The 12,992-nt window shown below is 58.7% G+C and carries 12 protein-coding genes; all 12 read right to left on the reverse strand.

The genetic code is table 11. From position 1 onward, the window contains the following. Nucleotides 1-516: 516 nt before the first annotated feature. Nucleotides 517-1,506: an Ldh family oxidoreductase gene (locus tag AAAB35_RS23170; RefSeq protein WP_340670630.1), complete on the reverse strand. Its 990-nt coding sequence runs from the start codon at nt 1,504-1,506 to the stop codon at nt 517-519. Continuing rightward, nucleotides 1,503-2,627: a mandelate racemase/muconate lactonizing enzyme family protein gene (locus AAAB35_RS23175; RefSeq protein ID WP_340670631.1), complete on the reverse strand. Its 1,125-nt coding sequence runs from the start codon at nt 2,625-2,627 to the stop codon at nt 1,503-1,505. Before AAAB35_RS23175 ends, AAAB35_RS23170 begins: the two co-directional genes overlap by 4 nt. A gap of 12 nt (nt 2,628-2,639) precedes the next feature. Further along, nucleotides 2,640-3,623: an alpha/beta hydrolase gene (locus AAAB35_RS23180; protein ID WP_340670632.1), complete on the reverse strand. Its 984-nt coding sequence runs from the start codon at nt 3,621-3,623 to the stop codon at nt 2,640-2,642. Nucleotides 3,624-3,639: 16 nt separating this feature from the next. After that, complete coding sequence (locus tag AAAB35_RS23185; protein ID WP_340670633.1) at nt 3,640-4,533, reverse strand: glycine betaine ABC transporter substrate-binding protein; 894 nt, start codon at nt 4,531-4,533, stop codon at nt 3,640-3,642. A 99-nt stretch (nt 4,534-4,632) separates the two neighbouring features. After that, nucleotides 4,633-5,523, reverse strand: a complete 891-nt coding sequence (locus tag AAAB35_RS23190; protein ID WP_340670634.1) for a glycine betaine ABC transporter substrate-binding protein — start codon at nt 5,521-5,523, stop codon at nt 4,633-4,635. Nucleotides 5,524-5,550: 27 nt separating this feature from the next. Continuing rightward, nucleotides 5,551-6,309 carry an ABC transporter permease gene (locus AAAB35_RS23195; RefSeq protein ID WP_340670635.1) on the reverse strand — a complete coding sequence of 253 codons (759 nt, stop codon included), beginning with the start codon at nt 6,307-6,309 and terminating at the stop codon, nt 5,551-5,553. After that, nucleotides 6,306-7,421 (reverse strand): ABC transporter ATP-binding protein, encoded by a 1,116-nt coding sequence (locus AAAB35_RS23200; RefSeq protein ID WP_340670636.1) that lies wholly within the window; start codon nt 7,419-7,421, stop codon nt 6,306-6,308. The genes AAAB35_RS23195 and AAAB35_RS23200 overlap by 4 nt, the downstream gene beginning before the upstream one ends. Then, nucleotides 7,418-8,080 carry an ABC transporter permease gene (locus AAAB35_RS23205; RefSeq protein ID WP_340670637.1) on the reverse strand — a complete coding sequence of 221 codons (663 nt, stop codon included), beginning with the start codon at nt 8,078-8,080 and terminating at the stop codon, nt 7,418-7,420. The genes AAAB35_RS23200 and AAAB35_RS23205 overlap by 4 nt, the downstream gene beginning before the upstream one ends. Nucleotides 8,081-8,110: 30 nt before the next feature. Next, nucleotides 8,111-8,791, reverse strand: coding sequence for an isochorismatase family protein (locus tag AAAB35_RS23210; protein ID WP_340670638.1), 681 nt, complete (start codon nt 8,789-8,791; stop codon nt 8,111-8,113). Further along, nucleotides 8,791-10,095 carry a Xaa-Pro peptidase family protein gene (locus AAAB35_RS23215; RefSeq protein WP_340670639.1) on the reverse strand — a complete coding sequence of 435 codons (1,305 nt, stop codon included), beginning with the start codon at nt 10,093-10,095 and terminating at the stop codon, nt 8,791-8,793. Before AAAB35_RS23215 ends, AAAB35_RS23210 begins: the two co-directional genes overlap by 1 nt. 91 nt (nt 10,096-10,186) lie before the next feature. Beyond that, complete coding sequence (locus AAAB35_RS23220) at nt 10,187-11,143, reverse strand: GlxA family transcriptional regulator (RefSeq protein ID WP_340670642.1); 957 nt, start codon at nt 11,141-11,143, stop codon at nt 10,187-10,189. A gap of 54 nt (nt 11,144-11,197) precedes the next feature. Then, nucleotides 11,198-12,736 carry a trimethylamine methyltransferase family protein gene (locus AAAB35_RS23225; protein ID WP_340670640.1) on the reverse strand — a complete coding sequence of 513 codons (1,539 nt, stop codon included), beginning with the start codon at nt 12,734-12,736 and terminating at the stop codon, nt 11,198-11,200. Nucleotides 12,737-12,992 lie beyond the last annotated feature (256 nt).

Consider the following 12,992-nt stretch of genomic DNA (forward strand, 5'->3'; position numbering starts at 1 on the left):
CGTGTCGTTCTCCAATTTGACGGAATATGCGGCCTAAGGACGAACGATGCTTTGCCAATCCGACATCGGACCCAGCTGTTATTGAAGTAAAATTGCCAGGGCCGCGGTCGTCGCCAAAATATTGCTCCCTGTTCCGGTTGCAGGCCTCGCCAATCGGCTGGTTCATCACAGCGCAGTTGGTTTTTGATAGCAATGAAACTCTCTTATGTTCATTTGCAAGCGGCGTGGCCATGACTGTTCGTCCCGCCAATAATGGCTGGTCCTGCGTGGTGTGGCAAATGCGCAATGTAAGAGACCGGCGTCAAGACGACGGTTTGCAAACTCTTATACGCGGGTTGGATACCGCATTTCCGTGTGTACGCCGGGGGCTTACAGCGAACCGGGCGATTTTCAATCGACGCGAGATGTTGCGGAATAAACCCGCTGCCCGATCCACCAGCCGTTTTTGATCTCACCCCATCTTGCAGCCACGATTCTGCCAGTCCTCGCGCATCGTCAGGCTTTTAAAGTGCCCCGTCAGATCCGAAGAGCGGCGAGTTTGCAGGCCTCCCGCCACAGATTGGATTCGAGCTGAACGGACGTTGCGAGTTTGCGCTCAGAGCCAGGCATCCGCACCCTTGCCATGTCGAAAGCGCTCGCGAGTTCACTCGTCAAACGCGCGAATTCTTGGCCCGCAAAATGACCTGGATCAATGGCGATGAAGAACTGTCCTACCGAGGGCGGGCCGCCTTCATTGTCGCCAAACGAACTGGCCTGGACGCTCAGCTGTGATCCGGTCAGCGCTGCGGCAAGAAGTTCTATGAGCAATGCGATGTTCGCCCCTTTCTGGCCCCCTGCCGGCAGCAGGGAACCCTCAAGGCCGGCAGCGGCATCAGTAACAGCATTGCCCGCCCGGTCCTGGGCCCAGCCTTCGGGAATGGCTTCCCCGCGCTGGCGTCGCAAAATCATCGCTGTCTTGGTAACGGCACTCATGCTTTGATCGACCAGAATAGGTTCTCCAGCGATCGAGGGGACAGCAAAAGCAAGGGGATTGGTCCCAAACAGCCGCTCTCGCGCTCCCGGCGGAGACACCGATGCCGGCGCATTTGACATGCATATGCCGATAAGTCCGCTATCGGCGATCGGCCGCACATGGTGACCCAACGCCAGGCAATTATAGGAGTTGCGTACCGACAGGGCAGCAATGCCGAAACTCTGAGCGGCTGCGACCAGGGGTACAAGGCCTGCAGCGATTGCCGGGTGCGCGAAGCCAAATGCTGCATCCACGCGTACGATGGGCCCATCGACATCCACAATTGCCGTCGCGGTTCCGTCCACCTTGCCGCATCTCAAATGCTCGCAAAAGATCGGAAGATAGAACAGACCGCAGACGGAATTCCCCTCGGCTTCCGCAAGGGCGATGGCCCGTGCTACCGGCCCGGCATTTTTGGGGTTTGTGCCGTGGGCGAGCAGGGCCGCCAAAGCAACCCGCTCGAGTTCACTTACAGCTTTAACTGTTATGCTCATGCAGCCTCGGCGTAGCGCTTCTCACCTGCTTCGATGAGTGACGGGGCGAGCTCGAATCCGAGGCCCGGTCCCTGGAATGCGTCCAGCCAGCCATTGCGGGGCGAAAGATCGGGGGAAGCGACGATATCCTTCTGCACAAGTTGCCACATGATCTGGTTACCATCGTCGAGATTCGGGATTGCCAACCCGATATGGTGTTCGGCGCATGTGGTTATGCCGGTCGTAAAGGATGAGTGAATGCAGATCTTCAGTCCGGCCGATTCGGCGATTGCAGCGGCTTTCATCATTGGCTGGATGCCGCCAATTTCGCGCGGTCCGATGCAGATCATGTCGGCCGCGCGCTGACGGCAGATTTCATATACGTCGTAAAGCGTAAAAGCCGACTGGTCGGCGACGATCGGTATGCCAACCTTCTCCCGCACATGGGCCATGGCAGGAATGCTCCAACTAACGGTCGGCTGTTCGATGAACTCGATATCGAACTTCTCGAGCTTGCGGCACATGTTGATCGCGTCATGGACGCTCCAGCCCTCGTTGGCATCGAGTCTCAGACGGGAATCCCCGATTTCCCGCCGTACGGCGGCAGTTATTTCGAGATCAATTTTCTCACCGCGGCCAACCTTCAGATAGAAGACCCGCTCACCAGCCGCATAACCCTCAGCGGCATGAGCCGCAAGTTCTTCAGCCGTTTCGCCCTGGAGAAAAAAGAAATAGCCAACAGCCTTGCGATGGGCGCCGCCCAGTAGTTTATGAACCGGGAGACCGGCAAGCTTGCCCTGCAAGTCCCACATGGCCATGTCGATCCCGGAAAACATCTGATTGGCAGCGCGCATGATATTGGCGCCATAGCCGAGATACTCTTGGTTGAATGTACGCGCGATCAGCGGCGCCACATCGTGAGGGGACTGGCCGATGAGGTGTTTGACAAGACGATTGAGGATGGCGACTGTTCCAGCCTGGTCCGGCGCAACCGTACATTCCCCGATACCCACCATTCCGTTGTCAGCTTCGATTTCGATGAGATTGACCGCGAAAGAGTCACGGATGCCATAGGACCAGTGGTATGGCTGCTTGAGCGGCAGGACGAGCGGCCGCGTGCGAACCTTTGAAATTTTTGCCATTTTTGAATTTCCTCATGAGAGTTGCCGGAACGCGCTGTCGATCCGGTTATGCTGGTAATCGTGATGCCGGGCCTCGCGACCAAGCGTGGCGATACTCGTTGCGATGCGATCAAAGGCCTGCTGCGCCCGTGTCGAGGTGGTGCGGGCTCGCAGGTAGCCATGCGGCAGGCCCGGCGCTTGTTCGGCCCAAGCAATTCCCCCCGCCGCGACGATCTGCTTGCAGTAAATGTCACCATCCGAGGCTAACGGATCACATTGCGCTGCAAAGACGCCCGTCGGCGGCAATCCGCTAAACGAGGCGCGCGCCAGCGGGGTGAAGAGCGGGTCTTCTTCAGTGTTTTTGCCACGGACGCTCCGATAGTATTCGACATCGGCCGCAGAGAGCAGCGGCGCAAATGCATGCGCGTCATATGATGGTCCCTCATTGACGCCGCTGAGCAGAGGATAGATAAGAACCTGGCCCTTTGGCGCCTGGCCGCGGTCAGAAAGAAAACCGGCGAGGCACGCGGCGATGGTGCCGCCTGCTGACTCTCCCACGAGAACAAGAGGAAGTTGGAAGGTGGCGTGAGCCCAATCATGAGCCGTGAGCGCGTCGTCGAACGCGGCCGTGCCGACATGTTCGGGTGCGAGGCGGTAGTCGACCGACACGACGGTCATGGCGGTCTTGGCGCATATCTCGCCGCAGATATCATCGTGGCTGTCGAGGCCGCCCAATATGAATCCCCCGCCGTGAAAGTAAAGCACCGCCGCGGCTGCATCCCCGCCTTCACTGGTGTACACCCGGATCGGCACCATTCGGTCCGGCAAGATGATAGCGGTCGTTAAGACCGAAATTCCGACTGGCATCGCCGCATGGAATTGGCGGCACATGCGCCCGTACACTTCACGGTTGCGCTCGATCGGCCAGTGGATGGCCTCGGGCGGATAGAACGCGTTAATGCGTCGGATGAAAGCCCACGTTTCGGCATCGATCAACTGCGAGTAGTCGGGCTGCATCGAAAATACCACCTGGTTAGAGCAGCCCTGCTTCGTCCAGATACGCCTTGGCCACGGTCTCGATCGGCTTCTTCTCGACGTCGACTTCACCGTTCAAACGCTGCATCGTGGCATCGTCGAGCTTGGCAGACAGCGAGTCCAAGAGCGGCTCGAGATCCGGATGAGCGTCCAGCGTGGACTTGCGGACGACGGGAACCAGCGCATAATTCGGAAAGAAATTCTTGTCATCCTTCAGGAGGATCAATTTCATCGCAGCGATACGGCCATCGGTTGCACCGACTGTCGCAACGTCAATGTCGCCGTTGGCAAGCGCATTGTAGACGAGACCGATCTCCATGGGCCGAATATTGGCGCGTCCGGCCTTGAAGTCGTACTTTTTTTCAAGGCCGATGAGGCCGTCTTCGCGTTTCGGAAATTCTGCGGTAGCACCCATCAGAACCTCTTTGCCGTCCTTGTAGGCTTTGGCAAGGTCGGAGAGTGTCGTTATGCCGTCTGTCTTCGGGTTGTTTTGCCGGATCGCCAGTGCGTATGTGTTGTTGGCTTTCGAGGGTGCAAGCCAGACAAGTCCCTTGGCCGCGTCGAGTTCCTTGACCTTCGCGTAGGTTTCTTCGGGAGTAAGCGAATCGGTCACCTTATTGAACGTGACGAGAGAAGTGCCCGTATATTCCCAATAGACATCGACCTCGCCCGTTTCGAGAGCAGCGCGCACAATACTGGTACCGAGACCGTCTTTCTTCTCGACGGTGTAACCTTTCTTTTCCAGCAATAGCCGCGTCATTTCAGCGACCAGATACTGCTCGGTGAAGTCTTTACCACCTACCTTCAGACCCTCGGCCTGGCCTGCCGTCGCAGTCGAAAATGAGATGGTCACCGCCAGGGCGGCACTTATGATCCATGAGGCGAGTTTCATTGCAGCTTCCTTATTCGAGTTAAAGGTACCGCGAAGGGTGCCGGTTGCGCGCTGGACATGGCCAGTTGGCCATATCCATTTGCGCGCATGAGCGGTCGGTCACATGCTGATGGACTTCAGATATTCGCCAGCAACCGTCTCGATCGTCTTCTTATCGACGTCGACTTCGCTGTTGAGACGTTGCATCGTCGCATCGTCCAGCTTGGTGGAGATCGCTTCGAGCGTCTCTTTCAGGTCAGGATGCTTGTCGAGAACGTCTTTGCGGACGACAGGCGTCAAGGCATAGTTCGGAAAGAAGCCCTTGTCGTCCGTCAACACGCGCAGCTTCAGAGCGGCTATCTGTCCGTCAGTCGCCTGCGCCGCGATCGTGTCGAGGTCCTTGTTGGCAAGTGCATTGTAGGCCAGCCCGAGATCCATCGGGCGCACATTGGCTCGTCCGGTTTCAAAGCCATAGGTTTCCTGGATTCCGATCAAGCCATCGGGGCGCTTGGGAAATTCTGCTGTCGTGCCCATCATGATTGCGGTGCCGGCCTTGTAACCAGCCGCGAGATCAGAGATGGTTTTCATGCCGTCGGTCTTCGGATTGTCGGATCGGACGACAAAGGCATAGGTATTGTTGGCCTTCGACGGCGCCAGCCATACCAAGCCCTTTTCGGCATCAAGTTCCTTGACCTTCTTGTATGTGTCTTCCGGTGACATGCGTTCCGTCACCTTGTTGAACGTTATGAGCGATGTTCCCGTATACTCCCAGTAGAGATCGACTTCGCCATTCTCGAGAGCAGCACGGACGATCTTTGTCCCCATGCCGTCCTTCTTGTCGACGGTGTAGCCCTTGCTTTCAAGCAACTGCTTGGTCATCTCGGCAAGGATCAACTGCTCGGTAAAGTTCTTGCCGCCCACGGTCAGCGTGTCGGCCCAGACCGGCCCGCCGATCATCAGGAATGCGACGGCCGACAAGACCGATTTGGTAAGTTTCGATATCAATGCCATGTTCACGTTCCTCTCTTCGTTATAATTTCAGCGTAGGGGATTGATGCCTCGCGGGACGAGGTAGTACTGGGTCTGGCCGACCAGGAAATCGACCGCTACAGCGATCAGCGCCGTCGGAATTGCGCCGGCCATCATCATCGGCAGTTCGTCGAGCGCGATGCCCGTGAAGATCAACTCTCCAAGACCGCCCGCGCCGATCAGAAACGCCAGCGGCGCCGAACCGACACAGATTGCGAGCGCGGTCCTGATACCGCCAAAAATGACGAAAAGTGCATTGGGGAATTCAACCCGCCAAAGCACCTGGGAGGGTGTCATGCCCATACCGCGAGCCGCCTCCACGAGGTGCGGCGGAACGGCGCGTAGGCCCGCATAGGTGTTGCGCACGATGGGAAGGAGCGTTGCGGCCCATAATCCGAACACTGCAGGCACGATACCGATGCCGAGCAGGGTCATGGACAGGGCAAGGATGGCCAGCGTCGGAACGGTGCTGCCAATGTTGAACACCTGCATCGCCGCCTCCGAGAAAGTGCGGAAAAACGGGCGGGACAGAATTATTCCAACCGGGATGGCGACAAGGATGGCAAGGCCTCCCGACCAGGCGACAAGCTCCAGGTGTTGCAGGCTCAGATAGGTGATGTCATCCCAGTAGGCGAGGATCTCATCGGCCATCCCGCTGGCCCAAAGCCAGTATATAAGTGCGGCAAGCACTGCCAACAGCACGATTGGAGCCGCCCGACTGGGTCTCGTTGCAACTGCTGCTGTATCGCTCGCCGCCACCGCGCTCATGCTTCGTCTCCACCGGCGAGATTGGCGACGATCGAACGATAGGTCATGACACCTTTCAGCTTCCCGGCATCGTCGATGCAGGGAAGCACAGGCATATCATGCGCAAACATGAGCGCGACCGCGTTGCGCAGATCCGCATTGACGGATACGGATGCGGTGACTGGCCCTAGATGATCAGCGACACTGCCGCTCGCGTGCCCGGCCATTTCCTTTTTGATGACAGCCTCCGCAACGCCGTCAGGATTGACAACCAGAACTGCAGGAAGTCCGGACCTGTGCATCATGTCGCGCGCGGCCACGATCGGATCGTCCCGCCTGACGCTGTCAAACGTCGTCAGCATGGCATCGCAGACCCTCACCAGCCGCAGCCTTTTAAGGGCCCGGTCCGATCCCAGGAAGTTCTCGATGAAGCTGTTGGCGGGCTTGGCGAGAAGCTCGTCCGGGCTCGCATATTGCTCGAGTTTGCCGCTGCGGAAGATGGCGATCTTGTCGGCCATCTTGACCGCTTCGTCGAGATCATGCGACACGAAAATGATCGTCTTGCGGATTGCCTGCTGCATCTTCAGGAATTCGTCCTGGATGACCTCGCGGTTGATGGGGTCGATGGCGCCGAAAGGTTCATCCATCAGCATCACCGGAGGGTCGGCGGCGAGCGCCCGCAGCACCCCGACACGCTGCTGCTGTCCGCCCGACAACTCCTTAGGGTAGCGCTTGAGGAAAAGATCGGGTTGCATGCCGACGAGTTCGAGAAGTTCCTCCGCGCGCGTGCGCGACTTTTTGCGATCCCAGCCAAGAAGATCCGGAACGATACATATGTTGTCGGCGATGGTCTTGTTGGGAAATAGACCGATCTGTTGGATCACATAGCCGATTGACCGTCGCAGTTCGATGGGATCGATCGCGCTCGTATCCTTGCCGTCGATGAAGACCTTGCCGCTCGTCGGCTGGATGAGCCGGTTGATCATCTTCATTGTCGTGGTCTTGCCGCAGCCCGAAGGCCCGAGCAGAACGCAGATCTCTCCGGCCGGCAAATCGAGATTTATATCGTCGACAGCGACGAAACCGCTCGTGGGATGACCGAATATTTTCGTCAGATGTTCAAGCCTGATCATCGTTCTGCCCCGCTCTGTATGCCTTTGGATGTCAGCAGCCGTTGCAGCAGTCCGAGAAACAGATCAGCGGCGATCGCCAACAAGGACACGGCCAAGGCGCCGGTCACCAGCTGCCTCGGGTCCGATTGACTTATGCCGCGCGAGATAAATGTGCCGAGCCCCCCTGCTCCGATATAGGCGGCGATGGCGGTCACGCCGATGTTCATGACCACTGCCGTGCGAACGCCAGCCATGATCACCGGGATGGCGAGCGGTATTTCCACCTGGCGCAGCCGCTGCCATGTGCTCATTCCCATGCCCTTGGCGGCCTCGCGCAAGGCCGGATCGACATTGGCGATGGCTGTATAGGTGTTGCGGATGATCGGAAGCTGCGAATAAAGGATGACGGCGATGACCGCAGGCACGTAGCCGATACCGTGACCAATCGGTGACAACAGCGGGATCATCAACCCAAAGAGCGCGATGGAAGGCACGGTGATCATCATCGAGGCCAGATAGAGGACCGTGTCGGCCATGCTTTTTGACTGGGTAATGGCGATGCCGATCGGAACCGCGGTCGCGATCGCAATGCCGACGGCGACGAATACGATCGAGATATGCTCGAGCGCCCGCGTGCCGATGACATTGATGTTGTCAGCAATGAATTTGAGTATCTCCATCCGGTCCGATCCGCCGTTACGGCTGTTCTTTTAAAGTTCCCCATAAAGCTCTGACGCATTTGCGAAAGTGTAACGAAGAGGCACCGAGCCCTCGAGCTGCCAGGCGGCGGCCGTTTCGCCATCGAGCAGACGGCACGCGGCGTCCGTATCGACCACGGCGCCGCCATAGAGCCGGTTGGCTAGATTGAGTATGCCCGTCTGATGCATCGCTGCCTGACCGCTGCCGCACGCATCTTTGACGAGCAGCACGCGCAGTCCAAGGTTGATAGCGTCCTTGACGGTCGCATCCACGCAGGCCTCGGTCCAGACGCCGGCCACGACCAGCCATTCAATGCCCGATGCCCTTAGCGCGTCGATCGGGGAACTCAGGCCGAAGGCACTTGCCTCATTCTTGATGATCAGCGTCTCGCTGCTGTCGGGGCCGACCTCGGCGCAAATTGCCGTCAACGGATCGCCCTTAGCGCTGAAGGCGGATTTGCCATTTGCCTCCACGGGATGAAAGGGTCGCGCATGCGCCTCAAGGTCGACGATATAGGCACAGTGGAAGGCAGGCACGCCGTTGCGCCGTACCACTTTCTGCAGCCTTGCCACATTCGCCAGAATTGCCTCGTAACCATCGACAAGATAGCGCTTGTCGCGCCGGTGCTCTTCCTGCAGGTCGATGAACATGGCGGCTACCTTGCCGCGCGAAAGGGCAAGCGGTCGCTTCATCAAATCTCCCCGCTCAGAAATTCGTCTTCATAGGGGAAACGCGACAGGAGTTCCGTGCCGGTTTCCGTGATCAGGATTTCATCCTCGAGCTTGACACCCTCACGGCCGCCCTTTTCGCCGATGTAGCTTTCGACGGAGACGACCATGCCGGGGACGAGGTGACCGTCTCGACCGTAGGTTTCATAGTCCATCGAGTGGGCAATAAACGGCGTCTCTCCGTGCATGCCGACGCCGTGCATGACAGAAGTATAACGCTGATCGACAAAGCGCTCAGGAATTTTCCAAGCCTTCTCGGCTATCTCGCGGAACGCCATTCCAGGCTTTACGATGCCAATATTGTGCTGGACCTGGTCGTAGGACATACGGTAGAGCGATTTTTGGTAGGGCGTCGGTTTGCCCGGTCCGCAGCGGAAGGTGCGCGAGAAGTCGGAATAGTAGCCATAGCAGCCGATCGTGTCCGTATCGAGCGCTACAAGTTCTCCCGGCCGGATCTTCCGCCCGCTGGCTTCGTTGAACCAGGGATTGGTGCGCTGGCCCGAGGTCAAAAGCCGCGTCTCGATGAACTCGCCGCCCTGACGGATAACCTCGTGATACATGATCGCGAACAGTTCGTTTTCCGATACTCCCGGCTTGATGGCCTCGCGCACCGCGGCGACGGCTGCCTCGGCTCCGGCCATCGAAACTTGCAGGCATTTGACCTCTTCGGGCGTCTTCACGGCGCGGACGGCGAGTATTTCGCCTTGGCAGTCCTTGACTTCGCAGCCACGCTTCTCCAGCGCCAGGGCTTGCAGATGGCTGCAGCGATCCAGACCGAGTTTCATCGACCCGCCGCCATACTGTTTCAAAAGGTCGGCGATTTCATCCGCAAATGGTCCGGCGGTCTCGTCATCCTTGCCGGATACGGACGACCAAACGAGTTTGGAAGGCCGCGCCTCGTCTATGGTATCGAGAACCATGGAGACGTGATAGCTCTGCGGATATTCAAAAAGCACAATTGGCCCTTCGGTCGGAACGAAGAAGTAACGGGTCGAATTGCGCAGGAAATACCCGAACATGTTGCGCGAGCCAGTCGCGTAGCGCTGGTTGTACGGGTCAAACAAGACCACTCCTCCGTAGCCGGCGTCCCGCATCCAGGCGCGCAGCTTGCTCAGGCGACCCCGACGCAGTGCGTCGGCATTGATGAAGGAGGGCTCCGTGTCGGAAAGCCACATCCCGCCGCCGGGATCGGCAGCCGCCGGATGGCGCATGCGGTCCTTGAAATCCACGTCTTCCACGCTATCGGGATCGAATACGACAATGCTCATGAAGTGTTCTCCTTTCGATGCAGAATGGAGAACCGGTGACAGGCGGCCTTGCGCGCGTTCCGCAGAAAATATGCGCAACTCCGCAATTGAATCACGACATCGCCGCAAGACGCGGCGCTTCGCCGGATATCGACCGCCTGCGGCGCACCCCCTGCGGCACGTAGCCGAATTCAGCTTTGAACGCCCTTGAGAAATTGGCCGCATTTGCGAAGCCACAGGCAAGGGCGACAGCGTTGACCGGGAGGTTTGAGTGGGTCAGCATGTCGGCGGCGCGGCGAAGCCGCATGCTGCGGTAATAGGTATTTGGGGGCATCGACAGCTCGGACCGGAATGCCCGTTCCAGCTTGTCGGCCGATACGCCGAGTTGCCTGGCCAGCATATCCATGCGCAGAACGTCTTCCACCTTTTCTTCCATGATCGCGACCGCCGCCAATACGAGTTCGTCGCGTATCCCCGTCCTGATGCGCAGCGGCATCATGCGGCGATCAACGCTGGCGCGCAGCGGGCTATGCATGTACCAGCCAGCCACCTGACCGGCGAGGCCGCCCCCATAGTCCGTGGCGATCATGTCCAGCATCATGTCGAGACTGCCGACGCCACCCGCCGAGGTGAAGCGACGCCGGTCGATCACATAAAGATCAGAACGCATGTCGAGGCTGGGAAAGGCCTCGCGAAAGGCCGGCTGGCTGGTCCAGTGAAGCGTGAAGGCGTGACCGTCGAGCAGGCCGTTGCGCGCCAGAAAGAACGCGGCATCGGCGACCGCGCCGAGCTCCGCCCCGGCTCTCAGGTTCTTGCGAATCCAGGCCAATTCGTCTGCAGCGACAAGGTGGTCAGCGTCGCCTCCGGAACAGACGACGATGCGATCGACCAGAGGCGCATTGCGAATATCGTAGTCCGGTTCTATGCCAATGCCGCTGGATGCGACGATCTTCCGGCCGCCTGCCGCGACGGTGATCCAGGAATAGCGTTTGTCGCCCGAGAGCGTATTTGCGGCGCGCAGGGGCTCTATGACCGAACTGAAAGCCATCAGCGGAAAGTTTGGAAACATCAGAACTGCAAAGCGTATTTCGCGCCCCGGCTGCTGCACATCTTTCTCCCGTACTTACGGTTCTCCCGTGCCGATTTCCTCACGTCGCCGCGCGATGTAAGCATCAAGTTCTTCCCGGATTGCCGGATCGAGCTGGGGCTCCTCATAGTCGCGCAGCGCCTGTTGCCAGATGTCGGTTGCCCGTTCAAGGGCGTCATGCCCGCCGGCCTCCTGCCAGCTGCCGTAATTCTGCCAGTTCGAGAGCATCGGCTGATAGAACGCAGTCTCGTAACGAGACATCGTATGTTCGGAACCGAAGAAATGCCCGCCAGCAGGGACCGCCTTGATCGCGTCGAAGCCGAGATCGTCCTCAGCGAACGGCACCGGGCGCAGGAACTCCATGACATTCTGGAGGATTTCGACGTCAAGGACGAGCTTCTCGTAGGAAGCCGTCAGGCCGCCTTCCAGCCAGCCCGCCGCGTGGTATATGAGATTGGCGCCGCCGAGAACCGCGCCCCAGGTTGCCATCTCCGTCTCGTACGCCGCCTGGAGATCGACGACGTTGGAGGCGTTAGCGTTGGACGTCCGGTACGGAAGCCGGTAGCGCCGGGCGAGTTGTCCGGCGATGATGTTGGCCTTGGTGTTTTCGGGCGTGCCGAAAGCCGGGGCGCCCGAGCGCATGTCAACATTCGACGCGAAGGCGCCGTACATGACAGGCGCACCCGGGTTGACGAGTTGCGCCAGCGTCACGCCGAACAATGCCTCGGCGTTCTGCTGGCAGAGCGCCGCGGCCAGCGTGACCGGCGTCATGGCGCCCATCAGCGTGAAGGGTGTGACCGTAACCGGTTGTCCGTGCTCGGCCATCGCGATAAGTCCATCCGCCATCGCATCATCGAACAGCCGCGGCGAGTTCACCGATATGATGGTGATCACCCCCGGCGAGGCGCGCATGTCGTCGGCGCTTATTCCGCGTGATATTGCCATCATGTTGATACCGTCGACGGCCCTCCCGCGGCCAATCGCAGTGCAGTGGTAACAGAGGTCGCTTAATGTCAGATTTGTGTAATAGGTGTCGAGGTGGCGAGAATTAGCCGGCAGCTCTATCGGTGCGCAGACTTGATTGCCGAGAATGTGGATCGCGTTGAAGTGATGGGCCAGACGAGTAAAGTTCTGGTAATCGGCAATATTGCCCTGACGCCTGCCATTGATTCGGTCATGGACATTGGGGGGCCCAGCAACCAGGCCGAAAGCCATGGCGGTGCCGCCAATATGCAATTGCTTGTCTTTGTTTCTGCTCGTCAGTGTGAAGGAAGAGGGTGCCGTCGCCAATGCAGCATTAACAAGTGATTCGTCGATTCGGATGGTCATATTCTCCCGATCGACGATAGCGCCGGCTCTCTCGAAGAGCGACATCGCTTTCTCGCTCATTACGCGAATTCCCAGTTCCGAAAGAATACGCATGGAATTTCGATGCAGGGCGTCCATACGCTCATCATCGAGCATCTGCATTGGCGCGTAGTTGTTCTCCACATTCTGCCAAGGCAGCTGGGGAATACCGGTACCGTTGCGCGCCATCCGCGATCGCCGTCCACCGCCACGCCTTTCCTGGCTCATCGAAACCGCCTTTCGCCCTTTTGATGTGCGTTGCTGCCCCCTACTGCATGCAGCGCGGCAGCGATCGTGCACCGCTCGTCACTGCTGGGATGTTAACTGCGAGCTCACGGCGATCACGCGATAAGTTTAACGTCAATGGCCAAAAAAAACAGGGTCATGTAATGATCTCTTCGTCATTGCCAAATTGGCAATCGCCGTGAAACTGTCTTTGAAAGGAATGTCATGAAGGCGCCTCCCCCGCTCAACTACATACGAT

The sequence above is a fragment of the Phyllobacterium sp. genome, from assembly GCF_037994425.1.
In the GTDB taxonomy this organism is placed as follows: Bacteria; Pseudomonadota; Alphaproteobacteria; order Rhizobiales; family Rhizobiaceae; genus Phyllobacterium.

Excerpts from the sequence above, each read along its gene's own strand:
- AAAB35_RS23200 (WP_340670636.1), bottom strand. The coding sequence starts at position 7,421 with ATGATCAGGCTTGAACATCTGACGAAAATATTCGGTCATCCCACGAGC.
- AAAB35_RS23225 (WP_340670640.1), bottom strand. The coding sequence starts at position 12,736 with ATGAGCCAGGAAAGGCGTGGCGGTGGACGGCGATCGCGGATGGCGCGC.
- AAAB35_RS23195 (WP_340670635.1), bottom strand. The coding sequence starts at position 6,309 with ATGAGCGCGGTGGCGGCGAGCGATACAGCAGCAGTTGCAACGAGACCC.
- AAAB35_RS23205 (WP_340670637.1), bottom strand. The coding sequence starts at position 8,080 with ATGGAGATACTCAAATTCATTGCTGACAACATCAATGTCATCGGCACG.
- AAAB35_RS23190 (WP_340670634.1), bottom strand. The coding sequence starts at position 5,523 with ATGGCATTGATATCGAAACTTACCAAATCGGTCTTGTCGGCCGTCGCA.
- AAAB35_RS23185 (WP_340670633.1), bottom strand. The coding sequence starts at position 4,533 with ATGAAACTCGCCTCATGGATCATAAGTGCCGCCCTGGCGGTGACCATC.
- AAAB35_RS23215 (WP_340670639.1), bottom strand. The coding sequence starts at position 10,095 with ATGAGCATTGTCGTATTCGATCCCGATAGCGTGGAAGACGTGGATTTC.
- AAAB35_RS23210 (WP_340670638.1), bottom strand. The coding sequence starts at position 8,791 with ATGAAGCGACCGCTTGCCCTTTCGCGCGGCAAGGTAGCCGCCATGTTC.
- AAAB35_RS23170 (WP_340670630.1), bottom strand. The coding sequence starts at position 1,506 with ATGAGCATAACAGTTAAAGCTGTAAGTGAACTCGAGCGGGTTGCTTTG.
- AAAB35_RS23220 (WP_340670642.1), bottom strand. The coding sequence starts at position 11,143 with ATGTTTCCAAACTTTCCGCTGATGGCTTTCAGTTCGGTCATAGAGCCC.
- AAAB35_RS23175 (WP_340670631.1), bottom strand. The coding sequence starts at position 2,627 with ATGGCAAAAATTTCAAAGGTTCGCACGCGGCCGCTCGTCCTGCCGCTC.
- AAAB35_RS23180 (WP_340670632.1), bottom strand. The coding sequence starts at position 3,623 with ATGCAGCCCGACTACTCGCAGTTGATCGATGCCGAAACGTGGGCTTTC.